Below are 23,224 nucleotides of genomic sequence, written 5' to 3' on the forward strand. Positions count from 1 at the left end.
CATTGTTTACGTTTTTAAACATTCTACCCCTTAATCTGGGATATTTCCTTGATATCCCAACGCTAAAAGCTGCTTTAGCGCTTTTTCTCTATACTGCTTACGGATCAATGTGTTAGGGGTTTTGTGAAGGTAATATAGCATCGGTGCAATCTCATCTTCCGAGGTCGACAAGGAGGCAGCAATCTCGCTGATAATTTGAACGACATTCAAAGTCGCTTTATTTTCAATCAGAGTCACCGTTGGTATGGTAAAACTTTCGCCTTCGATAACCCGATCCATCAAAGACAAATACGCTTTTTCGAATACCGGCCAAGTGACATGCTCTTCTTCTGTTTTCAGTTTGAACCACCCCACTTCGCAGCCAGCATGGAAAACAACAGGATGAGACCATTTAAATTCCCGCGGGTCGATACGACAACGCGCCGCTTCTGCATAGGCTCCCCGAGGCTCTACCAATCCATAAGCTGTGTAAGCAGAATGAATGACCTTTAAAAACTCTGAAATAGACGGCGGCCATGCGAATTGCTCTTTCGCTCGCTCGACGGCGTAAGCCAATAACGGTTCTTTAAAACCTTTGAGCGCAATCGCCCATTCGCGCTTAGCGAGCTTCACTTCTTCTGTTGTGCTGTATGCTGAGGCAAATTTATGGGTATATATCGCCTTGAAACGCGCAAACAACATATTTACCAGCAAGCGGGTGCGTTGTTGCTCTTCTGTCTGCTGTGAGCTATCAGCGGAATGTTGGTCAGCGCTTGCGTTACCAGTCTGTGTCGTGGATGTTTGTGAGGGCGCTGCTAATTTGTTCACGAGAGGATTTGCCAGATGATGAGCTGACTGAGGTTCCTTCATAGGACTGCCTATCTGATTGTTTATATTGCCATTGTCGTTTCACGTATTTAAAGAATTCACTGTTCCATGTACGTACATTTTTGCGCTGTTCTCGAATACGTAGTAAGAATTCAGGTTGAAGCTCCGTGGCAAACTGACGAGGAATGCCCGATTGACAAATTTGCTCTATCGTCGCCTCTTCAGGTAGCCATTGATCAGGCTGACGCGTTCGCTCTTTCTGCTCCAAGTAGATATCAAAATCAGACACGCCTCGTCGATCGGACGGAGCAGGATGATTTGCTGAAAAGTTCGAGTCTGCTTTCGCTCGGTGGTTGGCGACGATAGGTTGCGGTTGCGGTGCTGCCGACTTCGATCGTGAGGAAGGCATCGCATGACCTGAGTCCTGCCGTCTGTCTGCGCTTACGTTCGATTTCTCTCTGGCTGCTCGCTGAAGTTTGCCCACTTTTGAAACGACATCACCTTCATCTAGATCAGGGTATCGACTTGGTTGAACAGGTTGCCCCGTTTCTGTCGCTACATTTGACGTCACCGGCGACGCGGTTACCTCAGCAAGCTGTACATCAATTCCCGCCTCGGTACGTCGATATCTAAGCTGATTCATGGCCTGCAGGCTATTTAAGTGCCTGATCAAAATCGGCGTTGTCCAAAAAGACAATAAGGTCATTAATGAATCGTCAGGGAAGTGCAGAACATTGTTGCGCATCACAAACGCATTCTGTCGTAAAAAAGACAACAACACACTTTCTTCTAGCCCAATTTCACTGGCGAGCTTGAATGATAATGGCAATGTGAACTTTGAATCGTGCATAGGAATCACTAAAAATCGTGGGCAAAGAAGTTTACCAGAACGTGCACCGTTTATCACGATAACTCTAACCAAGATGCGATATCAAGAAAATTTTTCGTCGGTAACACAAGAATATGACACAAGTATGTCATCGTACTTTTTTGCTGTTGACAGCGAAAAAAGCCCCTTCTATGCTGAAGTTGTGCCGCAACAAAAGAGTAGTATTCCATTCCACTTCGCGACACGATTTACTGAGGAGAAAGTTGTATGCATACAATTAACATCACAGGCCATCACATCGATATCACTCCCGCGATCAAAGATCATGTCAACGAAAAGCTTACCAAAGTATCAAAGCTTACTGATCAAATTACCTCTGTGAATGTCACGCTAATGAAGGACAGCAAAGAACAAAAAGCCGAAGCAAGGGTTCATCTACCAGGCAAGGAAATATTCGCCGCAGCAACCTCCGAAGAGAGACTGTTTCATGCGATTGATGGCATGATTGACAAGCTCGTTAGGCAGGTCGAAAAACACAAAACCAAACTCAATGCCAATACACACAAATCAGTCGTTGCGTCTTAATCTCTATCTATTACGTTTGGTTGATCGCTATTTTTAAAGACGACTACTTTTCACCCCTAACAACGCGCCCTCCTAGAGGGCGCTTCTAGATACGAAAATAATCGACATAAAAGACAAAACCTCTCGATAATTCGCCTTAAGCCTCTTTTAAAACCGTTCTTCCTAAGATTTCATATATCTATAACAAATTGATCCTTGAAGTTTGAACCGTAACCCCCCATATTATGTCTATAGTAGAGACCAAAACTTTAAGGAGAACCCCAATGCGTTATACAGACGCTATTTCGGTACCATCATCAGAGGTCGTAAATAAGACGCTTCGTAATACTTACGGCCTATTAGCACTGACTTTGTTGTTCAGCGCATTCACAGCCGGCGTTAGCATGGCCTTAAATTTACCACACCCTGGTATTATTATTACTTTGGTTGGTTTTTATGGCCTTCTATTTTTAACTCACAAATTTCAAAACAGCGCCATTGGCCTACTGTGCGTATTCGCACTGACTGGCTTCATGGGGTTAACGTTGGGGCCTATCCTAAATGCTTACCTAAGCATTCAAGGTGGCGCAAGTATGATCATGAGCGCGCTTGGCATCACAGGTCTATCGTTCCTTGGCCTTTCTGCTTACGCTCTGATCTCTAAGAAAGATTTTAGCTTTCTCGGTGGCTTCATCACTGTTGGCTTCTTCGTTCTTGTATTTGCGATAATTGCGGGTTTCTTCATTCAAATGCCAGCGTTGCAATTATTTATCTCTGCGGGTTTTGCCTTGTTCTCTGGCGCGGTTATTTTGCTTCAAACAAGCCAAATCGTACGCGGCGGTGAAACAAACTACATTACTGCAGCGGTAACGTTATACGTTTCCATCTACAACATGTTCCTAAGCATCCTATCTATTATGGGTATGTCTAGCGACGATTAATCTATTAACCGCTTAGTTCTAACCTAGCCTTCTACGTTAGAACAATAAGCACGATAGAAAATCAGAACACAATAAGGCCGCTGACTGCGGCCTTATTTATTGGTACTATCGCAACAGGTGCTATCTTAATAAATATCATCGCACTAGGTTCGATATCATTTGGTTCTGCTCAAGCTAAACAATGACCGCTTGATACCAGCTTTATGATGCGACTGTTTATTAAACGCCTTTTTATTAGACACTCTTTTTATACGCTCTCTTTTTAAAGACATGCTTCCCATAGACTCAGACGCTTAAGATACGACAACATGAAATACGCTCTTTTAGTCACGGGCCACCCTACTCAATCAAAAGCTTGCCAGTCTGCATTGGCGTTCGCGCAACGTATTGACGCTCATCATGAACATGAATTATTAGGCGTCTTCTTTTATGAAGAAGGTGTCGCGGTAGCGAACCGCTTAGCCAACCCGCCACGTGATGAATACAATGTACTCAGTGAATGGGAAGCCTTCCATAAACTATCTAATACTCCGCTGTATGTTTGCATTGCCGCTGCAATTAGGCGTGGCGTTCTCAATGAAAATGAAAGCAAACGTCACGAGCTAAACGCACACAACTGCTCCGATCATTTTCAGCTAGAAGGTCTAGGAACGTGGGTAGAGCTAAACAGTTTAGCGGATAAAGTGGTTCAATTTCGTTAGTCAATTACGAGGATTTAGCGATGCAAAAAACGCTCATTTTATTTTCGTCCTCACCGTATGAGACGACAAGCGCAAAAGAAGGACTTGACCTTGCGTTGGTACTCGGAACATTCGAGCAACCTGTTTCTCTCGCGTTCTCAGGCGACGGCGTAAGCCTTCTTTTAGAAGAGCAATTGCCTGAAAAAGCACAGGGTAAGCACCTTTATAAATTACTCGACGGACTTGAGTTTTACGACATAGAAGAGATTTACGCCTTGGAATTTGATCTAGAGCTCTACTCGCCTAAACACGCTGTTTGGTCTGGCGTTACAGCGGTCGATGAGAATGCTTGGTCTAAAATACTACGCGAGCATTCGCAGATTATTCGTTTTTAAGGTCAACATTCATGACTCTACATCAAATAAATAAAGCTCAGTACCCTGCGTCGATTGAACGAGATTGGCAACTGTCACTACAAAACGGGGACTCGATCCTGCTGTTTGAATCTGGCGTGCTTAGAGCCTTAAAAAGTACACCTGTTCTGTCTGCTCAAGCCCCAGAACAATCAAAAGAGCAATTAAAAGAGCAATCAACAAAACAGTCCGTCACTTTGTTCGTTCGAGAAATTGATGCCAAAGCACACGGCCTAAAGGTAGACGAATCGATTTACCAAATTATTGACGATAATCAGTGGCTAGAACTTACCGCTGAATGCGATCGAATTATTAGCTGGTAATACGCTAGCTTACGACAACCAGCACTAGACAATCCGAAATAGACAGTTAGTACTAGAGAGAGCTTTGCATGGGGTTGTGCAACGCTTTCACAACAACCAATACCACAAACTTAATATTCCTACCTAGGGCCTTAGGCTCCTAGATAGAAGGTGAAATATGCAACCAAGTTATCAAAACTTAGCCCTAGACGAAGAAGGCTATCTACTAGACCTAAACGACTGGAGTGAATCACTTGCAACCGAAATTGCAGAAGTGGAAGGCATTGAGCTTACGGACGCTCATTGGGACATCATTTACCTATTGAGAGACTTCTATAAGGAATTTGAAGTGTCCCCAGCAATGCGCCCACTGGTAAAAGCCGTGTCGAAAAAACTCGGGGCAGACAAAGGCAAAAGCATCTATTTAATGACATTGTTTCCCGGCAGCCCTCCAAAGCTTGGTGCAAAAATCGCTGGACTGCCCAAACCCGCGAATTGTCTATAACCAATAGCAGTATGAGTACACACGACTTTCTTCAACCCAAGCTTTGACCGTTAGTGGAAAGCCCGCGGGGAAGGTCTCTGAAAGCGTTCTCGTGAGCCGTACTTCCCATTCCTCGGACCGATTCACTGAAACTAACTCAGCATCCAGAAAGTCAAAATAGACGCCGTATTTTGGGTAGACAGCCTTAAAGACACTTTCTTTGATCGAGAAGATCATTAGAAGTGCAACGGCCTTGTCATAACCCACGCTTTCCAACAGCGACACTTCACGTTCCACCGCAATCATTTTTTGAGTCTCAAGCACGATTTCCGTTTTATCAAGATTCTCAACATCCAAGCCCAATCCTTGCAGTCTCGATTCCGCTACGGATTGAGCCGGCAACACACTGGCTATGGCCTGATCATTCGCGTGCGCAATGCTCCCTTTCCAACCGTTAGGCCATATAGGGCTTCCATCTTCCGCTTTAAGAACCGCCATATTGGGTAGATCCAAATGCGTTAGGAGTTGCTGTACAGCAAGACGCCCAGCAAGAAAACTCACTTTGCGTTTAGCGACCCATTTCCCATAGTCCGCTGGAAGTTGTCCGAAGAAAGACGTCTCGTACTCACGAAGTAGCGCCGTCTGAAAGGGGAAATACGAAACGGGGATGGATATCCCCGCATTTTTTAAAGGTAGGTAAGATACTGTTGTCATGGCGATATCATACCCGATTTGAGTGAGATATCTGTCATTCAAACAATCATTTAAACCGCATTAGGCATTTAACGTTGCGCCACCATCAACAACAACATCCTGCATTGTAATGTGACTCGCCATCGGCGAAGCAAAGAATAGGACCGTTTGCGCAATTTCACTTGGTTGAGCGATTTTACCCAGTGGGATACCGAGCTTATATTGCTCAGGAAAGCCCTGAATGGTCTTTGATTCAGCATCATCACTGGTCCAAAGCATGCGTTGCATCGGTGTATCGGTCGACCCTGGGCAAACAAGATTACAACGTACACCATAGGGCGCTAACTCAAGCGCTGCTGTGTTATTTAGCGCGGACAAAGCGGCCTTCGATGCACAATAAGCGGCCATATTCGCCCTCGGCACTTTCGCAGCATTTGAGCTTATCGTCACAATACAGCCTGATTTTTGTTTCTTAAAATGAGGGATGGTGCTTCTTAGCATAAGAAATACACCGCCTGCGTTGACATCAAAACACTTTTTAAAGTCGTCTAGTGAGGTGTCCTCAACCGCGCCCATTCTAAGAATGCCAGCGGCGTTGACGAGGATATCCAGCGCTGAACTCTCCTTTAGCAACCTAGAAACCTGCTTATCGACCGCACTTTCATCACTAATGTCCAACTCAACATTAATCAAGGTTCCGCGCTCTTTCTCCGAGCTTTGCTCTTTGCTCTGCGCTAGCGCCTCTAAAGGACTGGTCGTCACGTCAGCCTTCTCAAATTGAAGGTCGAAGCCAACGACGTTGGCTCCTCTCTCTACAAATTGCAACGCCACTTCTCGACCAATGCCACGACCAGCACCCGTTACCCAAACGGTTTTACCTGTAAAGTCTAGTGGATCAGGCGCAGCAGGACGATGAGTGACTGTTTGAGCAACAGGCATCAGTTGGCTACCTTTTGTTGCTTACGCTCAATTAGCGCCCACCAGCCGTTTAAGGAAGCCGCTTGCACTAACTCTGCAAAGGTCACTTCGACACCGAGCGTTCGCCATTTAGTAACGAAGCTCATGATTTGAATAGAGTCTAATCCATAATCAATGAGTTCATCATCCGACTCAAATTCAGAGAGGTCGTCCTCATCAATCAATTCCAATACCTGAGCTTTTAACAAATCAAAGGTCATAGAAGGCTCTTCTGAGGTTGCGCCTTCTGAATGCTTAGCAGACAAAAGAACATCTTCTGTGGAGACGACACGCCCCGTTCGCCCCGCCGTATACGACAGTGCCATTTTGTGCTCATCTTCACTAAAATCCGCTAACGCATCCCCAACCATAAAGGGCTGAATGTCTCGCATAAAGGCATCCGCCGCACTGATCATGCAACCAATGTGCGCGTATATTCCTCCGATAATAAGTTGATCACGCCCCCAACCTTGCATTAGCTCTTGTAAGTTTGAGCGATGAAACGCACTGTAACGCCATTTAACCAGCACCGTATCGATCTCGCTGGGCGTCAATTCACTGATGACAGGTTGCAGTTCAGGGTAGTCGTTTAACCCACTCCCCCACATATCATTTAATAAGGCACGATCTTCTGGCGCTTGGTCATTGGGTTGTGCGGTATAGACAACAGGAATCCCCTGTTGGTGGCAAAATGCTTTGATATCAACAAGGTTCTGTTTCAACGTCTGGATTAAGTCTGAACCCTGATCGTAAAAGCGCAGAAAGTAATCCTGCATATCGTGAATTAAAAAAACCGCTCGTTTAGGGTCGAGCTGCCAGTCCACTTTGCCTTTCGGGAAGTCGTTGACCGTTGGCATTGGGTAAGTTGCTATAGATGGAATAGCCATGTCAAATCCTTGTTTACGTTATTTATGCCTGTGCCTTTTCTCTAGAAACATGAGCTCTAGAAACATGAGCTCTAGAAACATGTGCTGTAGAGACTAAGCTTTTTCTAGACGATGCCTTTTCGAGACGATGCCTTTTCGAGACTAAGACGGTCACTAATCATTTGTCTTAATGCGACCTTATTAGGCTTACCAACATGTGTAAGCGGAAGGCTTTCTATGAACTCAAAACGATCAGGAATCTTGTAATCCGCGATACCGTGTGTGCGCAAATACTTCCGCAAGCCGACACTTTTAAGAGGGTGTGCTTTCACTTTTGGAACAATGAAAGCGCAGCTCTTTTCCCCCATTGTTTTGTCTGGCATGGAAACAAGCGCACTGTGCATAATAAGCTCATGTTTCAAAAGTAGGTTTTCGACCTCTTCTGCGGCAATTTTCTCGCCACCTCTATTAATCTGATCCTTATCTCGTCCAACCACCGTTAAGTACCCTCTCTCATCCTGACGAACTAAGTCTCCGCTGTAATAGAAGCCTTCCTCATCAAAGACGGTACGATTGTGTTCTGGTGCATTAAAGTATCCGCGTATTGTATAAGGGCCGCGAGTAACTAACTCTCCTGCGACGCCTTTCGGAACCTCTTCACCCACTTCATTTACAACCTTTACTTCATCCAATGAGCACATTGGCTTTCCTTGTGTTGTGATAATGGTTTCAATGTCGTCATCTAAACGGGTGTAATTAACCAGCCCTTCCGCCATCCCCAATACTTGCTGCAATTGGCAACCCAATACTTCAGGAATACGCCGCGCGAGAGAATCGCTCAACTTTGCACCGCCCACTTGTATAAGGCGTAGACTTTCAAGGTTATGAGATTGAGATTCTGCCGCATCAACCCACATTGCTGCAGCGGGAGGCACTAATGAGGCCATACTAACGTGGTATTTTTCGATCAGGTCAAAACACAACTGCGGTTCAGGGCTAGAGGCCATAATGACTGTCCCTCCTGCGCAAAACACGCCAAATGCACCGGGAGAACTCATCGGGTAATTGTGTGCACAAGGTAAAGCACAAAGGTAACGCGTCGCTCGTGAAAGCTCACAAATCTCGGCACTTCGGCGAATACTAAAGTAGTAGTCATTATGAGTACGAGGAATCAGCTTTGGCGTCCCCGTACTGCCTCCGGAAAGCTGGAAGAAGGCGACATTTTCTGACACTTCTTTTAGTGCACGTTCGTTCTCTAATGCCTCAATAGCAGCAACGGCTTTATCCTTTTCGGGAAGGATCTCAACCAAAATATCATCAATACAATCGGCCCAATCCGAAGGCTCTACCAATAAGAAATGATTCAGGTTCGTCGATAGCACCTTTAGTTCTGCCGCAAACTTCGGCGATGCAAACAATTTGTGCGCCGTACTACCAACAAAGACAGTGGGCTGTATTTGCTCACAATAAGACCTGAGCTCTCGTTCGTTATGACTAAAGAGTGCGTTTACCGAGACCACGCCGACTTTCATTAACGCAAAGTAAACGACATAAAATTCGGCAATATTTGGCAACTGAACTAAAGCCGTGTCACCGGCTCTCAAGCCTAAATCGTTGGAAAAATAGTAAGCCAGTAAACTCACTTTTTCCCTTAGTTCTCGATAGCTAAACACTCTACTGAGATCCTGATTTTCAAGCCCCGCTCTTCCTGAACAAATAATCGCCGTATCAGCGTCCTCTCCCTTTGTAATCAAATCCGTTAAAGGAGAATCAATCCAATAGCCTTTATCACGATATTGCTGTGCAAACTCCGTAGGCCAAGGCGTAAATGGCGTTTTCATAATGCATCCCTCTTAATTCCAAAGGCATTTAACATAGTGCGCATCTTATTTCCGGTTTCAATCCATTCGTTCTCAGGGTTGGAGTCAGGTACCACGCCAGCCCCAGCAAAGAGTCGGACAAACGCGCCGTTGACTTCTGCACAACGTATCGCGATGGCCCACTCTCCATTCCCTTTTGAATCAGCCCACCCGACTAAGCCGCTAAAGAAATGGCGGTCATGCGGTTCAATCTCATCGATCGCCTGTTTAGCGTGTTGAGTCGGGGTTCCTCCCATCGCGGGCGTTGGGTGAATGGCTTTTATCAAATCAAAGGTATTGGTAGCAGACTCTTTTACGCATCCTTCAATCTGAGTTGAGAGGTGCCACATGGTCGGCGTGTTTACAAGCGAAGGCTCTTCTGGAATCCTCAGATCACTAACGTAACCCGATATAGCGGAACGAATGGAATCAACAACGAGGCGATGCTCGTATTGGTCTTTTTTCGACTGCCAAAGCGCATCGGCTGCTGCGCCATCGAGCGCTTGATCATCTTGACGCTTTGCGGACCCGGCTAATGGGTTTGAGTACACCCGTTCGTCTTTTTTCCGAATCAGTAACTCGGGGCTCGCGCCAATCATAACGCCCCCCTTAACGGGAATATTAAAGTGATAGGCGTTAGGGTTTTGTGCCATCACATTCCCCATTAGACGCGTTAAATCAACGTCTTTATCAAGCTCTAATTCCAATAAGCGCGATAACACGACTTTTTTCAAATCCGTATCGTCAAACCGAGTAAGGGCCTGTTCAACACATTGAATAAATACATCGTGGTTAGGAACAAATTGATGAGCACGTACCCTGTGTTTAAAACCTGTGTCATTAAACTGAGACATATCAAACGGCGGGGCGGATTGGAACGTAAACCACTGTGGAACCATGAGATGACAGGGTTGCGCCAAATCAAACGGTATCGCACCCACGACAATAGGATTGTCGACTCCCTGCGCTTTCTCTCGATTAAAGAGATCATCTAGCTTTCGGCTGAATGTCGGATCCGTGAGAGGACATTCTAAAACGCTTTTTGCGCCTCGACACCTTACCGAACTCGACTTTGAATAAAATAAAAATGGCATAGAGGTTGTAACGGAAGCAGAATCGAAAAAGCCTGAAACAAGTGTGTCCATGAAATAGAGCCTCTATTTTTCAAATGATCATGTAAATCATTATTAAATGATAATAGCTATCATTAAGTTTATCTAGCTCTTTTTTAAAACGTTATTTTTTCTTGCACAAAATTTAGAAGATAACGACTTTTAGAAAAACCCTTAAAACCAAATTTATAAATGATAATCCTTATCACTACTATTAATATAATTAAGAAATGTTTAACATAGCGCTCGGTTCTACTTCGCAGGGATATCGTTATGCCAACCACACGCACACCTTCACTGAAACATGCTCTTTCTTCTGCGCTTGCTAAACTTGCGTTGGCCATGATCACAAGCCTTGCGCTTTCTGCGTGCGAGCACTCAGAAAGCGCAGGCTTAAAAGTTGACGATGTGACAAAAGACCCCAGTGGCTGGCCTCGAACCCTCATGACAAGTAAAGGTCCGGTAACACTCGACGCGCCACCCAAGCGTATCGTTTCAACCAGCGTCACCATGACGGGTACGCTACTCGCCATAAAAGCGCCCGTGATTGCGTCAGGTGGCACCGTCGCCAACACCTCTGTCGCTGATAGAAATGGATTCATGCGTCAATGGAGTGACATAGCCGATAAGCAAAATCTTGTCTCACTGTATCAAAGAGAACCAGATGCAGAAGCCATCGTCGCACAACATCCCGATCTAATTTTGATTTCGGCGACAGGAGGCGACTCAGCGAGAAAGCTCTATGATCAACTAAAATCCATCGCCCCTACCGCCATTATTCGCTATGACAATAAAAGCTGGATGCAGCTGGCCACCTTGCTTGGAGACTTTTTAGGCAAAGAAGACAACGCTAAATCGGTGATTACAGAATTCGAATCAAAAGTTCAGCACTTTAAAGAAACGGTGACACTCCCAGCGCAACCAACCACCGCTATGGTCTATTACGCAGACGGCACTGGCGCTAACATTTGGACCGATAAGTCCGCTCAAGGCCGCCTGCTAAAAGCGCTAGGCTTTTCGCTCGCCATACTGCCTGAATCCGTAAAAGGTGACATCAGCATGGGCAAACGAAGTGACATCGTCATCGCAACAGGTGAGCGCTTACCTGATGCAGTCACTGGTAACACGCTACTGCTCTTTTCTGCTGAAAAAGAACAGGAAAAGAAAGTGAAATCGAACAGTTACCTAAAAGACATTCCAGCCGTTCAGCAAGACGCAGTATATGCCGTCGGTAACGACACCTTTAGGATGGACTACTACAGTGCGAGTAATTTAATTGATCGACTAAGTCGCTTGTTCAAAGAAAAACACGCCAATGCAAGCCTCTGACTCCTCACTAGTAAACTCTGTACGAATACAGGGACATGTTTCTTTAACGCGAAAAAAGCGCTTGTTCTGGCTAACCGCGAGTATCGCTGTGCTTCTGATTGCAATGGTAGTAAGTCTTGCTATTGGCTCTAGGCCTATTTCTGTTTCCACTATAATTCAGATTCTTCAAGGAAGGGATCTTGGGCTAGACAGTGCCATAATATGGGAAGGAAGGATACCTAGGACATTAAACGGACTGTTTGTCGGGATGGCACTTGGCGTATCAGGCGCACTTATTCAGGCGATTACTCGAAACCCTCTCGCTGATCCAGGCATATTAGGCGTAAACGTTGGAGCGAGCTTAGCCATTGCAATTGGTATTGTTTTTTTAGGCGTCACGACACTTTGGGAATTTTTTATATTTTCTTCGGTTGGCGCGCTCGTAACGAGTCTACTGGTCTACGCCATCGGACAAACGAAAGGACGCCCAGACCCTCTCAAACTCACATTAGCAGGCGTGGCTATTGGCGCGGTTCTGGGTGGAATTAGTTCGGGGCTGACCCTCTTTAACCCTAATGCGTTTGATGCGGTACGGTTTTGGGTTGTTGGCAGCTTAGACGCAAGAACATTAGATATTCCCCTATTTATCGCACCAGTCGTGACACTTGGCTGCTTAGGCGCATTCGCTCTAACGCCCTCGTTAAATGCAATGGGCTTAGGAGAAGCACTGGCATCAACGCTCGGTACTCATATCGTCAAAGTCCAAGCAGCGAGCTTAGTCATTATTACCTTGTTATGTGGCTGTGCAACGGCGGCTGCGGGGCCAATAGGGTTTGTCAGCCTAATGATGCCCCACATTGCGAGATGGATGGTCGGTCCAGATCAACGTTGGATCATTCCGTTTTGCTGCTTACTCACGCCGATTTTGCTGCTTTTTTCAGACATCGTCGGCCGTGTGATCTTAACGAGTGAATTACAGGTGTCTGTCGTGACTGCCTTTGTTGGTGCACCAATCTTGATTTACTTAGCGCGTAAAAAAAGCGCAAGCCAGCTGTGAGGATCATTTAATGATGAAGACCTTCATAAGAGCAAGTCAAAGCTCACTCCCCTCCTACAAACCGAGCCGAACCTTCATTGTGGTTGTGTTTGGATTGTTTGCCCTGTCTTTTTTCTCATTATTTAACGGACAACTGTCACACAGCCAAATAACAGACCTAGCATTAAAAATCACCCATGGCTCGCTGTTTGAGCCGATACAGTCAACAGTTATTTGGCAATGGCGCGCGCCTCGTATTTTTTCAGCGATCATAATCGGCGCTGCACTTGGAGTCAGTGGCGCTATCTTTCAATCTTTAGTTAAAAACCCTCTTGGTAGTCCCGATGTCACGGGGTTTAATGTCGGAGCCTTTACGGGCGTGCTGCTGACAATGGCCTTCATTGGCACGCAATTTTGGTTCATCGTATCTGGCGCCATTGGCGGCGGATTATTTGCTGCACTACTCGTCTATTTGTTCGCCTATCGTAATGGCATGTCTGGGTTCAGGCTGATCATTGTAGGCATCGCAATCAGCGCCATGCTGACCGCCTTTAATATGTGGCTTTCTCTCTATGTATCTCTCGAAACCGCGATGACAGCAGCACTTTGGAGTATCGGTTCCTTAAATGGCATAACATGGGAAAAGGCGCTTCCTATCAGTCTATTTTTAGGCTTTTTGCTTATCGTTTCTGCGTTTCTTGTGACCAGAATGAAACTGCTGGAAATGGGCGACGATTTAGCAGCGGCTCTGGGCGTAAGCGTTAATAAAACTCGACTCTTACTATTGTTGCTCGGAGTTTGTTTAACAGCGGCTCCAACCGCTATAACAGGGCCCATTGCTTTTATCTCTTTAGCTGCGCCCCAAATAGCCAAACGATTAAACCTATCTTCAAAAAACACCAACGAAAGTTCACTCTTTGCAGCGGCGTTAATGGGGGCATTGTTACTCTTGTCTGCGGACTGTCTCGCACAATACGCATTACCAAGCACCAAGCTGCCTGTGGGGTTAGTCACGATCAGTGTGGGTGGTCTATATCTCGTATATTTAATCTCAAATGAATCAAAAAACTAACACATCAAATCTATGACAATACTTAACGCACACTCTGTCACGCTGAGCTATGATCAAAATGAAATTGCAAAAGACCTCAGTGTTTCGATTCCTGAGGGTAAGTTCACTGTAATCGTTGGGCCAAATGCGTGCGGCAAATCGACCCTTCTAAGAGCCTTAAGCCGATTATTACCCCCTCAAAAAGGTCAAATACTGCTCGATGGTGAAGACATTCATTCACTGACGACTAAAACCGTTGCTAAGCGCTTGGGCCTGTTACCACAAACAGCTACCGCACCCGATGGGATTAAAGTGACCGACCTTGTCGCGCGAGGCCGATACCCTCACCAAAAGTGGTTTCAACCATGGAGCGAAGAAGATCAACGAGCTGTGAACCTAGCGTTGGACGTAACAGACACGGCTCAGTTCGCCTCTCAACAGGTAGATCAGCTGTCAGGCGGGCAAAGGCAACGGGTCTGGGTCGCAATGGCATTAGCACAAGAAACGCCACTGCTGCTTCTAGATGAACCGACGACCTATCTAGACATCGCTCACCAAATCGAGCTATTAGATCTTTTTAAAGACCTTAATTTAAAAAACGGACGTACATTGGTTGCTGTGCTTCACGACCTCAATCACGCCTGTCGCTATGCTGATCATCTTATTGCGATGAAATCAGGACGCATCATCGCCACGGGCAACCCTAACGACATTGTCAACGAAACCCTTATCGAAAATGTATTTGGCTTGCGATCCGTCATCATAAAAGACCCTATTTCGGGTACACCGATGGTTGTCCCTAAGGGGAGATATTAGTTCTTCAATTTGCGTTAGGAAGCAAACAAATTGGCGACACTCGCCCCTCGCTTGCCGGTTTTTTCTCAGAAAGCGTCGATGTTTTTTCTTAGAAAGTAGCCTCTCTAAAAAAATTATAAAATCTAGGGAACGTTTCTTACGGTTAAGACACTTATTTAAGAGATCGCTTACCCAAAAAATAACCTATCTAGAAAGCGAGCAACAAAGAAGTGGTTATCATCAGATGCTCTGAGATAAATCGACTAATGCGGCGACCAAGCGCTAAGGCACCGTTTACCTCGTGAGGAAGAACCGTTATTTAATAAAGAACTGGAATCTATCGTGGATAATGCACCGATTGAACAGGTGTTTATTATAGAAAGCAAAAGCCACGCCATGGGATTGATGAAGGAAGCAGACAACTCTATGAGCTTTTTTGACCCGAACTGTAGCGTTGTTAGCGCGACGCCAGCGAATCGCGAGCAGCTTTATGCCTTAATGGATTTTATCCTGATGAAAGTACAACCCGATACAAGGCTGCCAATTTTTGCAACCGAGGTAAACACCCAACGCTCTCATGCTTTTCCGACTCAACAGACAACGAGAAACGCGTTATAAAGCGCGTTTCTCCGTCTTAAACACCAAATAGGACTCTGAAATAAAAAAGAAAAGCCTAAACTGTCGAGGTTAACTTCTCCAAAGAGACTGACCTGATTTTTTATCGATTAGGTCCAAACGCTCTTCATGAGCGGCCATTTCAGTCTCGTTCGCACGCAATACTTTTAACATAGGTCTATCTGGAGACAGTCTGCGAATCTCGCCCACATTGTCCGAATCGCCGCCTTCGCTACCGTCATTCATTGATAAGCCTAGACTGGTTTGCCCACCCGTCATAAGCAAATAAACATCTGCTAGGATTTCGGAGTCAAGCAGTGCGCCATGCAGTTCACGATGCGAATTATCTATGCCATAACGGCGGCACAATGCGTCCAAGTTGTTTTTCGCGCCCGGATGCTTTTTACGTGCAAAAACCAAGCTATCGAAGATTTCACAAACATCCCTTGTTTTAGGGAAGTTCCCAAGCATGGAGAATTCATGATCCATAAAGCCGACGTCAAAAGGTGCGTTATGAATAATAAGTTCCGCCCCTCGGATAAAGTCCAGAAACTCTTGGGCGATCTCATGGAAGCGCGGCTTATCAGCCAGAAACTCATTGCTGATTCCGTGAACCTGAAACGCTTCTTCTTCGACTTCTCTATCGGGGTTGATGTAAACATGAAAATGACGCTTGGTGAGCTTACGCCCAATCATCTCAACACACCCAATTTCAATAATTCGGTGGCCTTGTTTGGGGTCGATGCCCGTTGTTTCCGTATCCAGTACGACTTGTCTCATCTGTTTAGCCCTTCGCTCTCAACTCATCGATACCTTGGTTTGCTAATTGATCGGCAATTTCGTTGCCTTCAATGCCAGCATGGCCCTTTACCCACTTCCAAGTCACATCATGGCGCTGGCATTCGCTGTCTAAGCTCTGCCATAAATCTTGATTCTTAACGGGTTGTTTTGAAGCGGTTTTCCAACCTTTCTTCTTCCAGCCTGCTAACCATTGCGTAATACCTTTTTGAACGTAAGAAGAATCCGTATAAAGTGTCACAACACAAGATTCCTTTAACGCTTTCAAGCCTTCAATCGCACCCATTAATTCCATGCGATTATTAGTGGTATCGTGCTCACCGCCGCACATTTTTTTTTCGTGCTGCCCGAAGGTTAACCAAGCGCCCCACCCACCAATTCCGGGGTTCCCTTTACATGCGCCATCAGTATAGATTGTTACTTCTTTCAATCTGAAATCTCTTTTATTGTCGGTTTAGTGAGAGGCGTTACTCGAACACGAGCACCTCTCCATCTTGGTTTAATCGGTATAAATCGCTTTGTTTCTTTTGTGACTGTCAATATGTAAACACCACCAAATGGCAGCTTTAAAAATTTAAAATACTGACCAAGCCAGTGAAAGCGACTACGCCACTTATCTGACTGCACAGGTGGGGCATAGGAAATAAACTGGCGTTTCTCAAGTGTCAGTCCCGCCACTTTCAACCAATCCTCTAATCGAGCATGGCTAATAAAGCGACCACACCACGGGGCTTTTTTACGCTTAGAAAACACGCGCCTTATTCCCCACATACTCCATGGGTTAAACCCAACGATAATCAGCTTACCACTTGGTAAAAGCGTTCGCGCGGCCTCACGCAAATCATCATGAGGCTCAAGCGATACATCTAATGTGTGATGTAATACATGAAGATCAACGCCATCGCCCTCAAGCGGTAATTCACTTGAACGCGCAATGATGCTCGAATCCGGAGCGCCCAATTCTAACGTTGGAGCAATATGAAATGCCTCACGCATCCTATGGTTTGTAATATCGAGCGCTTTTAAAGGCGTTTGGATCGACAGGTAGTACCCTACGCCATGATCCATCTCTTCATTTATCGCCTGAATCTCTCGTTTTAGTAGCTGCTCACCAAGCGACGTTTGATACCACTGCTGGAAAAATTGTCTTGATTGGTCATCCAACATACAATATTGCTCTTTAGTGTTGTTATATGCACCTTATTTAAAGATGCGAGCTAATGCATAAGTTTAGTCGAGAGAAACAACAATATGACGATTTACCCGCTTCCCTCACTTGAGGATAATTATATCTGGTTAATCCAGGATAATGATAGTTCTGATGTTTGGGTCGTAGATCCTGGCGATGCCAAGCCGGTTCAAACACACTGTGCGAAGCACAATCTAACGATTAAAGGTATTATCGTTACTCATCATCACTGGGATCACACCAATGGTATTTTGGCGCTAAAATGCCAGTTTACCTGTCCCATCTATGGTCCAGAACATCTACATCCAAAATTGGTGTCCCACCCCGTTAAAGAAGGTGACACCGTCCGTATCTTTGACCTCGATTTAACGGTTTGGGAAACACCGGGACACACCTTAGACCATATTTGCTTTGTCAGCCAAGACGCTGACCACTCTCTTATCTTCTGTGGCGACACGGTTTTTAGAGGCGGATGTGGACGCTTAATGGAAGGCACTCCAGAACAAATGCACGCCTCACTTTCCAGAATCGGTACGCTTGCACCAGAAACCCTTATGTATGGCACGCACGAATATTCACTGGCCAATTATAAGTTCGCCAAGTCGTTGGAGCCAACTAATCAGCGACTGATCGACAGTGAGGCCTCTTGCCAAGAGCTAAGAGGGTTCGTCGCACCGACTCTTCCCACTACGCTTGAACTAGAACTGGCAACCAATCCATTTTTTAGATCCTCAGTACCCACTGTTGTCGACGCGGCTGCGCATCAATTAAATCAAACACCGGATTACACACCAGCAGGGGCATTTGCTCAAATTCGCAGAGCAAAAGACTTATTTTAGAAGATTTTTACCGCTATTTGAGCCAGTTGGCGTATTTTAGTTGACGTTCGCAACCAGCGAGATAAAATCTCGCTCACTTTAACCAAAAATTGTGCATTTCATGATCAAAAACATTTTAGGCGTATTCTTATTAAGCATATTACTTTCAGGTTGTCAGGGGCTCGTCAAAAAAGGCAACGATACAACCGAAAGCGAGCTGGCTAACGCGGAATCAAACACCGCAACGTCTGAAATAAACAATGCCAATATAGGTGGCACGGATACCGAAGCAGAAGGCTTGATTGACAGCGTTCCAACGGTCGCAGACAAGTCTGGCCCTGAAAGCGAAACTGAACAACAGGTTGACAAAGAAACCTCTCAACAACCTGAAGTTGCCGTAGAGCCAGCTAAGCCACTGCCTCCCAAAGACATTTGGGAGCGTATCCGAGCAGGATACGAACTTAACCTTGATGTTGATGAACCACGCCTTCGCTCACAACTTCGTTGGTACAGCTCACACCCCAATTATCTAACTCGCGTTTCAAAACGTGGCGAGCGTTATCTTTATTTCATCGTCGAAGAATTGGAAAAAGCCAATCTACCATTGGAAATTGCGCTTCTTCCGATTGTTGAAAGTGGGTTCGACCCATTTGGCTACAGCCATGGCCGAGCATCAGGCCCTTGGCAATTTATTCCATCAACAGGTCAAATCTATGGCCTTGACCAAAACTGGTGGTACGACGGTCGACGCGACATAACCTTGTCGACAAAAGCAGCAATCGCTTACTTAACTAAGCTAAGCCGAATGTTTGATGGCAACTGGTTACACGCACTAGCGTCTTATAACTCCGGTGAAGGCACCGTCATGCGTGCCATTCGTAAAAACAAAAAAGCAGGCAAACCGACTGATTTTTGGTCTCTCGACCTACCAAAAGAAACACGAGCCTACGTACCGAAACTACTGGCTCTCGCTAAGATCATTAAAGACCCTAAAAAATACAGCTATGAAACGTACTTCATCGCCAATAAGCCGTACTTTGAAGAGGTTAACATTGGCGGCCAGATTGATTTAGCGCAAGCCGCTAACATGGCTGACATTAGCATCGACGAGATCTATCTGCTGAACCCAGGATTCAACCAATGGGCCACTGCTCCAGACGGACCTCATCGATTATTGGTGCCTATTTCGAAAGCAAAAGAGTTCCGAACAAAACTGGCTTCGATTACCCCTAAAGACCGCGTTACATGGGTTCGTTATACCGTAAAAGCCGGTGATAACCTGCTAGGCGTTGCCAAATCCCACAATACGACCGTAGACGTCTTGCAGGATGTAAACAAAATTTCATCGTCACTTATCCGCGTTGGTCAGCAATTGATGATTCCTGTCGCGGGTAATAAGATCGAAAGCTATACATTGAGCTCTCATCAACGACTGCTTACTAAGCAATCTCGATCGCCTTCTAGAAGCAGAACAAAGCTTAACTATACCGTTCAAGCTGGCGACAGTTTGTGGAAGATAGCAAAACAGTACAACACAGATTCTAAGACGCTCGCGCGCTGGAACAGCATGGGACTAGGCGACCCACTTCACCCCGGTAAACGACTTGTCGTTTGGGTAAAAGCGAGCAACAAGGCGACCGCTAAAACCAACGGTCGTAAGAGTGTCATTAAGAAAGTTGTGTACACACTGCGCTCAGGCGACTCTCTTGCACGTGTCGCAAGCAAGTTCAAAGTGTCTTTAAATGATATCCGCAAATGGAACCCGAAGGTTTCCTCTAAAAAGTACGTACAGCCTGGCGATAAGGTGACGCTACTGGTGAACGTCGTTGGTGGGTAAAAGTCGCTAGAGCGATAAATAAGAGCACTTATTAGGGCGGCTTACATGAAGCAAGCAGCCCTAATAAGGCCAAAGCAGCCAAGCAGCACATCCGCCTACTTTTTACTTGCCTCAATATCCGCAACAACGTTTTCTTTTCGAGTTTCTTCCATCAACCATTCCTTAAACGCAGCCATCGCAGGTGTTACCGCGCGACGTTTTTCGTACACTAAGTAGAAGGAACGATTGGTTCTTAAATGATGATCGAACAGTAAAATCAGCTCACCCGATTTAATCTCTTCACTCAATAGCCCTGAGTCAGCAAGCGAAATCCCTAGCCCCTGAGCCGCAGCACCTGCGGTCAATGAACCACTTGATAACATCAGACCACGACGGAAAAACTTAGGATCAACGTCATTTTGCTTTAACCAATCATGCCACTCATCTCTGCGCTTACTGACGTGCAGCAAAGGATAAAAACGCATGTCTTCTGGCGTGTTGATTGGTTGATTCGGTTTAATGAGTTTTGGACTGCATACGGGTGCAAGTGAAATAGGTCGAAGGTAATGCACTTCGAGATCGTCCCATTCACCATTGCCGAAATAAATCGCCATGTCGATGTCTGAATTAGAGAGGCCAACCGCACCCATCGACGAGGTGATCTCCAATTCAATATCTGGATATTGAGCCTGAAACGATTCCATTCTCGGCATGAGCCAACGAGTCAAAAAGGCAGGCGCTACGGCAAGGCTCAGGTAACCGCCCTTTTGCGCACTCTTTAAATCGGCGGTCGCGCTTTCTAATTGCTCGAAGATGCTTTTAATTGGACCAATATACTGTTCTCCAGCTTCGGTCAAAATAACTTTTCGCTTCGTGCGCCTAAAAAGCTCAATCCCCAAAAAGCTCTCCAACCCTTTAATTTGGTGGCTAATTGCGGAAGGTGTCACGTTTAGCTCGTTCGCAGCACGATTAAAGCTTCCGTGACGTGCAGCCGATTCGAAGCATTTAAGTGAATTTAACGGGGGCAAACGATTAATAAACGTAACTCCTTAATGCGCATAACAAGACAAAATTGAAACAACATAATTCAATACAATTTGAATTGAGTATAGCTCACTTCACAATACAGGTACTTAGATTGAGAAAATTGGGCTAACTCTCATCATTATCGGCTGGATTGAGTTTTTTCTTAGGTAATTTAAACGGTTCAAAACCATCTTGACGATTATCATGCACGACGGTTTTTGATGACTTACGCTTAGCCTGACGGTTATCTGCTTTTTTAGGCTTCGCTTTTTGCCCTTTCCTATTCGCCGCTTTCGCCCCCGTTTTCTTCGCTTTTAATCCTTTAAAGCTTGGCTCCAAGCCTTCGACCTGCTCGGTCGTAAATTGTATTTTTAGGAACTCCTCAACCGCTTTAAAGTTGTACCAGTCTTTTGGCCCAACAAAGGTATAGGCGTCGCCCTTAAAGCCAGCACGACCTGTTCGACCGGTGCGGTGCACAAACTCTTCAGCGGGGTTTGGCACATCAAAGTTAAAGACATGCGATACCGCGGCGATGTCTAAACCACGAGAGGCAATGTCGGTGCTCACTAAGATTTGAAACTTACCACGAGAGAAGTTTTCCATGACGCTATTACGAGCGCTTTGGCTTAAATCGCCACTCAGCGCTTCTGAGGTATAGCCCCAGGATGTGACCAATTCAGACAAACGCACGGTATCTTGTTTGGTCGCGGTGAACACGATGCCTTGCTTTAATTCAGCATTAGACACAAGGTGCTTCAGCAACGCTTCTTTGTGATCTAAGTGATCACACAAGAATACGTGTTGAGAAATATCTTGGTGTTGATCGGTACCATGACCCACAGCAACACGAGAAGGCTCTCGTAATAGCTCTTCTGCAATCACACTCACGTCGGTGTTATCCAATGTTGCAGAGAAGAAAAGTGTTTGACGCTGACGATGGCTTGCGGCGTTATTGATTGCGCGCATTGAATCCGCAAAACCTAGATCCAACATACGATCTGCTTCATCCAAGATCAGCAGCTCAGTCCCTTCAAGGTACAAGTGTCGTTTTTCAAGATGATCCGTTAATCGTCCTGGCGTCCCTACGACAAAATGTGGGTCTTTTTGCAAGGCTTTGTGCTGGTCGTTAAAGTTTTCGCCCCCTAAAATAAGCGCGGAGGTTAAACGACTACCAGCAAGTAAGGTGCGAAGTTGTCCGTAAACTTGCTTTGCCAATTCACGAGTAGGCACTAAAACCACAACACGCGGGTCACGGCGTGATAAGGCCTTACGCTGATACACTCGGTTTATCGCAGGTAATAGATAAGCAAATGTCTTACCTGACCCCGTTTTGGAAGACGCCAACAAGTCTCTGCCTGCAATTGCTTCCGGTATGGCGCACTCCTGAATTTGCGTTGGAGTATCGTAGCCAAAGTGCTCAAGTGAGCGCATTAAACGGGTATCTAAACCGAAATCTTTAAAAAGCAAACAGGTATTCCTCTAAATTCAGTTGCAAAGGTAGATTTCTAAACGCAACTGGGTTCATATATTGGGTCGATATCAAGGAAACTGCGGATAAATTTCCTTGGCCGTAAGTATACCTTAGCTTCTGCCTATACAGTAGCGCTTGCCTGCGCTTTCAACCCACCAGCTCGTTTGATCGTCTTCAATCTCTTCTATTGCATGGTTATTAGCCAAATCATAGAACACATTTCGATGGAGGCTCGCACGCATACCATGACGCATCGTTGCATAGGGACAAAACTCACCGTCACATTCATGCAATTCAAGGTCGGTATCGATACCGAGCTGTAAGCAATCATTGGTCGACGTTATCATCCTAAAGTAAGGACGCCCACTTGCGGGTCTTACCCAGTCGCATTGAGTAATCAGAAACGGGACGTCTTCGACTTGAATTCGGACTTTTTCATGTGGCGTTACTAGAAAATATTCTGACTGATCGAACCACAACACTCGACTAAATAAGGTGACCAACTTCTCGCGCTTAATCTTGCCACCTTCGTGAACCCAGTCTCCATTACGCTTGATCACTAAATCCATATCACCACAAAACGCCGGTTTCCATTGATCAACTGGTGGATACCCGTCGGTTTCTGAAATCATATCTAAATTAATTGACGCCATTTTATTCTCTTTTGATTGCGTTATTTCCACATTGGCACTTTATCTAATTAGGATGTCTCACTTTAACATTAGTATTTATCAAGTTAATAATATCAACCTGAAATAAATTCACTGATACACTAATGCCATCAGATACACATA

General features: G+C 45.5%; 26 protein-coding genes. 13 read left to right on the forward strand and 13 right to left on the reverse strand.

Annotated features, from left to right (window positions below; all coding sequences use genetic code 11):
* Window positions 1-30: 30 nt before the first annotated feature.
* On the reverse strand, window positions 31-807 hold the full coding sequence (locus tag MARME_RS14145; RefSeq protein WP_013661944.1) for a replication protein P: 777 nt from the start codon (window positions 805-807) through the stop codon (window positions 31-33).
* Window positions 758-1,657 carry a DnaT-like ssDNA-binding domain-containing protein gene (locus MARME_RS14150; protein WP_041648743.1) on the reverse strand — a complete coding sequence of 300 codons (900 nt, stop codon included), beginning with the start codon at window positions 1,655-1,657 and terminating at the stop codon, window positions 758-760. The genes MARME_RS14145 and MARME_RS14150 overlap by 50 nt, the downstream gene beginning before the upstream one ends.
* A 246-nt stretch (window positions 1,658-1,903) precedes the next feature.
* On the opposite strand from MARME_RS14150, the gene hpf reads away from it, so the two are divergent.
* From hpf to MARME_RS14180, 6 genes are all read left to right on the forward strand, one after another.
* The gene (hpf, locus tag MARME_RS14155) at window positions 1,904-2,221 is read left to right on the forward strand and encodes a ribosome hibernation-promoting factor, HPF/YfiA family (RefSeq protein WP_013661946.1); all 318 of its coding nucleotides are present in this window, start codon (window positions 1,904-1,906) and stop codon (window positions 2,219-2,221) included.
* Between the two features lie 263 nt (window positions 2,222-2,484).
* Window positions 2,485-3,141, forward strand: coding sequence for a Bax inhibitor-1/YccA family protein (locus tag MARME_RS14160; RefSeq protein ID WP_013661947.1), 657 nt, complete (start codon window positions 2,485-2,487; stop codon window positions 3,139-3,141).
* 308 nt (window positions 3,142-3,449) lie between these two features.
* On the forward strand, window positions 3,450-3,842 hold the full coding sequence (gene tusD, locus MARME_RS14165) for a sulfurtransferase complex subunit TusD (RefSeq protein WP_013661948.1): 393 nt from the start codon (window positions 3,450-3,452) through the stop codon (window positions 3,840-3,842).
* A gap of 20 nt (window positions 3,843-3,862) precedes the next feature.
* Window positions 3,863-4,216: a DsrE family protein gene (locus tag MARME_RS14170; RefSeq protein ID WP_013661949.1), complete on the forward strand. Its 354-nt coding sequence runs from the start codon at window positions 3,863-3,865 to the stop codon at window positions 4,214-4,216.
* A gap of 11 nt (window positions 4,217-4,227) precedes the next feature.
* Entirely contained in the window at window positions 4,228-4,557 is a 330-nt protein-coding gene (locus tag MARME_RS14175; RefSeq protein WP_013661950.1) for a DsrH/TusB family sulfur metabolism protein, read from the forward strand.
* A 157-nt stretch (window positions 4,558-4,714) separates the two neighbouring features.
* A complete protein-coding gene (locus MARME_RS14180) occupies window positions 4,715-5,041 on the forward strand; it encodes a TusE/DsrC/DsvC family sulfur relay protein (RefSeq protein ID WP_013661951.1) in 327 nt (108 codons plus the stop codon).
* On the opposite strand, the gene MARME_RS21550 is transcribed toward MARME_RS14180, so the two are convergent.
* The 5 genes from MARME_RS21550 to MARME_RS14205 form a co-directional block, all read right to left on the reverse strand.
* Window positions 5,036-5,734, reverse strand: coding sequence for a 4'-phosphopantetheinyl transferase family protein (locus tag MARME_RS21550; RefSeq protein WP_013661952.1), 699 nt, complete (start codon window positions 5,732-5,734; stop codon window positions 5,036-5,038). The two genes, MARME_RS14180 and MARME_RS21550, sit on opposite strands and share 6 nt — an antisense overlap.
* A gap of 60 nt (window positions 5,735-5,794) precedes the next feature.
* The gene (gene dhbA, locus MARME_RS14190) at window positions 5,795-6,652 is read right to left on the reverse strand and encodes a 2,3-dihydro-2,3-dihydroxybenzoate dehydrogenase (protein ID WP_013661953.1); all 858 of its coding nucleotides are present in this window, start codon (window positions 6,650-6,652) and stop codon (window positions 5,795-5,797) included.
* Window positions 6,652-7,557 carry an isochorismatase gene (locus MARME_RS14195; protein WP_013661954.1) on the reverse strand — a complete coding sequence of 302 codons (906 nt, stop codon included), beginning with the start codon at window positions 7,555-7,557 and terminating at the stop codon, window positions 6,652-6,654. Before MARME_RS14195 ends, dhbA begins: the two co-directional genes overlap by 1 nt.
* A 104-nt stretch (window positions 7,558-7,661) precedes the next feature.
* The gene (locus MARME_RS14200; RefSeq protein WP_013661955.1) at window positions 7,662-9,377 is read right to left on the reverse strand and encodes a (2,3-dihydroxybenzoyl)adenylate synthase; all 1,716 of its coding nucleotides are present in this window, start codon (window positions 9,375-9,377) and stop codon (window positions 7,662-7,664) included.
* A complete protein-coding gene (locus tag MARME_RS14205) occupies window positions 9,374-10,540 on the reverse strand; it encodes an isochorismate synthase (RefSeq protein WP_013661956.1) in 1,167 nt (388 codons plus the stop codon). Before MARME_RS14205 ends, MARME_RS14200 begins: the two co-directional genes overlap by 4 nt.
* 240 nt (window positions 10,541-10,780) lie before the next feature.
* Between MARME_RS14205 and fepB the strand changes: the two genes are divergently transcribed.
* From fepB to MARME_RS14230, 5 genes are all read left to right on the forward strand, one after another.
* Complete coding sequence (gene fepB, locus MARME_RS14210; protein WP_013661957.1) at window positions 10,781-11,836, forward strand: Fe2+-enterobactin ABC transporter substrate-binding protein; 1,056 nt, start codon at window positions 10,781-10,783, stop codon at window positions 11,834-11,836.
* Window positions 11,823-12,872 (forward strand): Fe(3+)-siderophore ABC transporter permease, encoded by a 1,050-nt coding sequence (locus MARME_RS14215; protein ID WP_013661958.1) that lies wholly within the window; start codon window positions 11,823-11,825, stop codon window positions 12,870-12,872. Before fepB ends, MARME_RS14215 begins: the two co-directional genes overlap by 14 nt.
* Before the next feature lie 10 nt (window positions 12,873-12,882).
* Window positions 12,883-13,923, forward strand: a complete 1,041-nt coding sequence (locus MARME_RS14220) for an iron chelate uptake ABC transporter family permease subunit (RefSeq protein WP_013661959.1) — start codon at window positions 12,883-12,885, stop codon at window positions 13,921-13,923.
* Between the two features lie 12 nt (window positions 13,924-13,935).
* Window positions 13,936-14,718: an ABC transporter ATP-binding protein gene (locus tag MARME_RS14225; RefSeq protein ID WP_013661960.1), complete on the forward strand. Its 783-nt coding sequence runs from the start codon at window positions 13,936-13,938 to the stop codon at window positions 14,716-14,718.
* Window positions 14,719-15,039: 321 nt separating this feature from the next.
* A complete protein-coding gene (locus MARME_RS14230; RefSeq protein WP_013661961.1) occupies window positions 15,040-15,315 on the forward strand; it encodes a hypothetical protein in 276 nt (91 codons plus the stop codon).
* A gap of 69 nt (window positions 15,316-15,384) precedes the next feature.
* Here the strand turns inward: MARME_RS14230 and dnaQ are convergent, their stop codons facing one another.
* From dnaQ to MARME_RS14245, 3 genes are read right to left on the reverse strand one after another with little or no spacing between them, the layout of a single operon-like run.
* Window positions 15,385-16,092, reverse strand: a complete 708-nt coding sequence (gene dnaQ, locus MARME_RS14235; protein ID WP_013661962.1) for a DNA polymerase III subunit epsilon — start codon at window positions 16,090-16,092, stop codon at window positions 15,385-15,387.
* A 4-nt stretch (window positions 16,093-16,096) separates the two neighbouring features.
* Entirely contained in the window at window positions 16,097-16,540 is a 444-nt protein-coding gene (gene rnhA / locus MARME_RS14240) for a ribonuclease HI (protein WP_013661963.1), read from the reverse strand.
* Entirely contained in the window at window positions 16,537-17,277 is a 741-nt protein-coding gene (locus tag MARME_RS14245) for a class I SAM-dependent methyltransferase (protein ID WP_013661964.1), read from the reverse strand. The genes rnhA and MARME_RS14245 overlap by 4 nt, the downstream gene beginning before the upstream one ends.
* A gap of 84 nt (window positions 17,278-17,361) precedes the next feature.
* On the opposite strand from MARME_RS14245, the gene gloB reads away from it, so the two are divergent.
* Both gloB and MARME_RS14255 read left to right on the forward strand, forming a co-directional pair.
* The gene (gloB, locus tag MARME_RS14250) at window positions 17,362-18,138 is read left to right on the forward strand and encodes a hydroxyacylglutathione hydrolase (RefSeq protein ID WP_013661965.1); all 777 of its coding nucleotides are present in this window, start codon (window positions 17,362-17,364) and stop codon (window positions 18,136-18,138) included.
* 100 nt (window positions 18,139-18,238) lie between these two features.
* A complete protein-coding gene (locus MARME_RS14255) occupies window positions 18,239-19,954 on the forward strand; it encodes a lytic transglycosylase (protein ID WP_013661966.1) in 1,716 nt (571 codons plus the stop codon).
* A gap of 95 nt (window positions 19,955-20,049) precedes the next feature.
* On the opposite strand, the gene gcvA is transcribed toward MARME_RS14255, so the two are convergent.
* From gcvA to MARME_RS14270, 3 genes are all read right to left on the reverse strand, one after another.
* Window positions 20,050-20,961: a transcriptional regulator GcvA gene (gene gcvA / locus MARME_RS14260; RefSeq protein ID WP_013661967.1), complete on the reverse strand. Its 912-nt coding sequence runs from the start codon at window positions 20,959-20,961 to the stop codon at window positions 20,050-20,052.
* 124 nt (window positions 20,962-21,085) lie between these two features.
* Complete coding sequence (locus MARME_RS14265; RefSeq protein WP_013661968.1) at window positions 21,086-22,426, reverse strand: DEAD/DEAH box helicase; 1,341 nt, start codon at window positions 22,424-22,426, stop codon at window positions 21,086-21,088.
* Window positions 22,427-22,540: 114 nt separating this feature from the next.
* Entirely contained in the window at window positions 22,541-23,083 is a 543-nt protein-coding gene (locus MARME_RS14270) for a DUF1285 domain-containing protein (protein ID WP_013661969.1), read from the reverse strand.
* Window positions 23,084-23,224 lie beyond the last annotated feature (141 nt).

It is taken from the genome of Marinomonas mediterranea MMB-1, assembly GCF_000192865.1.
In the GTDB taxonomy this organism is placed as follows: domain Bacteria; phylum Pseudomonadota; class Gammaproteobacteria; order Pseudomonadales; family Marinomonadaceae; genus Marinomonas; species Marinomonas mediterranea.

What these genes read in the sequence shown, in the direction of transcription:
- MARME_RS14150 (WP_041648743.1), bottom strand. Translation starts at nt 1,657, where the DNA reads ATGCACGATTCAAAGTTCACATTGCCATTATCATTCAAGCTCGCCAGT.
- hpf (WP_013661946.1), top strand. Translation starts at nt 1,904, where the DNA reads ATGCATACAATTAACATCACAGGCCATCACATCGATATCACTCCCGCG.
- MARME_RS14160 (WP_013661947.1), top strand. Translation starts at nt 2,485, where the DNA reads ATGCGTTATACAGACGCTATTTCGGTACCATCATCAGAGGTCGTAAAT.
- tusD (WP_013661948.1), top strand. Translation starts at nt 3,450, where the DNA reads ATGAAATACGCTCTTTTAGTCACGGGCCACCCTACTCAATCAAAAGCT.
- MARME_RS14170 (WP_013661949.1), top strand. Translation starts at nt 3,863, where the DNA reads ATGCAAAAAACGCTCATTTTATTTTCGTCCTCACCGTATGAGACGACA.
- MARME_RS14175 (WP_013661950.1), top strand. Translation starts at nt 4,228, where the DNA reads ATGACTCTACATCAAATAAATAAAGCTCAGTACCCTGCGTCGATTGAA.
- MARME_RS14180 (WP_013661951.1), top strand. Translation starts at nt 4,715, where the DNA reads ATGCAACCAAGTTATCAAAACTTAGCCCTAGACGAAGAAGGCTATCTA.
- MARME_RS21550 (WP_013661952.1), bottom strand. Translation starts at nt 5,734, where the DNA reads ATGACAACAGTATCTTACCTACCTTTAAAAAATGCGGGGATATCCATC.
- dhbA (WP_013661953.1), bottom strand. Translation starts at nt 6,652, where the DNA reads ATGCCTGTTGCTCAAACAGTCACTCATCGTCCTGCTGCGCCTGATCCA.
- MARME_RS14195 (WP_013661954.1), bottom strand. Translation starts at nt 7,557, where the DNA reads ATGGCTATTCCATCTATAGCAACTTACCCAATGCCAACGGTCAACGAC.
- MARME_RS14200 (WP_013661955.1), bottom strand. Translation starts at nt 9,377, where the DNA reads ATGAAAACGCCATTTACGCCTTGGCCTACGGAGTTTGCACAGCAATAT.
- MARME_RS14205 (WP_013661956.1), bottom strand. Translation starts at nt 10,540, where the DNA reads ATGGACACACTTGTTTCAGGCTTTTTCGATTCTGCTTCCGTTACAACC.
- fepB (WP_013661957.1), top strand. Translation starts at nt 10,781, where the DNA reads ATGCCAACCACACGCACACCTTCACTGAAACATGCTCTTTCTTCTGCG.
- MARME_RS14215 (WP_013661958.1), top strand. Translation starts at nt 11,823, where the DNA reads ATGCAAGCCTCTGACTCCTCACTAGTAAACTCTGTACGAATACAGGGA.
- MARME_RS14220 (WP_013661959.1), top strand. Translation starts at nt 12,883, where the DNA reads ATGATGAAGACCTTCATAAGAGCAAGTCAAAGCTCACTCCCCTCCTAC.
- MARME_RS14225 (WP_013661960.1), top strand. Translation starts at nt 13,936, where the DNA reads ATGACAATACTTAACGCACACTCTGTCACGCTGAGCTATGATCAAAAT.
- dnaQ (WP_013661962.1), bottom strand. Translation starts at nt 16,092, where the DNA reads ATGAGACAAGTCGTACTGGATACGGAAACAACGGGCATCGACCCCAAA.
- MARME_RS14245 (WP_013661964.1), bottom strand. Translation starts at nt 17,277, where the DNA reads ATGTTGGATGACCAATCAAGACAATTTTTCCAGCAGTGGTATCAAACG.
- gloB (WP_013661965.1), top strand. Translation starts at nt 17,362, where the DNA reads ATGACGATTTACCCGCTTCCCTCACTTGAGGATAATTATATCTGGTTA.
- MARME_RS14255 (WP_013661966.1), top strand. Translation starts at nt 18,239, where the DNA reads ATGATCAAAAACATTTTAGGCGTATTCTTATTAAGCATATTACTTTCA.
- MARME_RS14270 (WP_013661969.1), bottom strand. Translation starts at nt 23,083, where the DNA reads ATGGCGTCAATTAATTTAGATATGATTTCAGAAACCGACGGGTATCCA.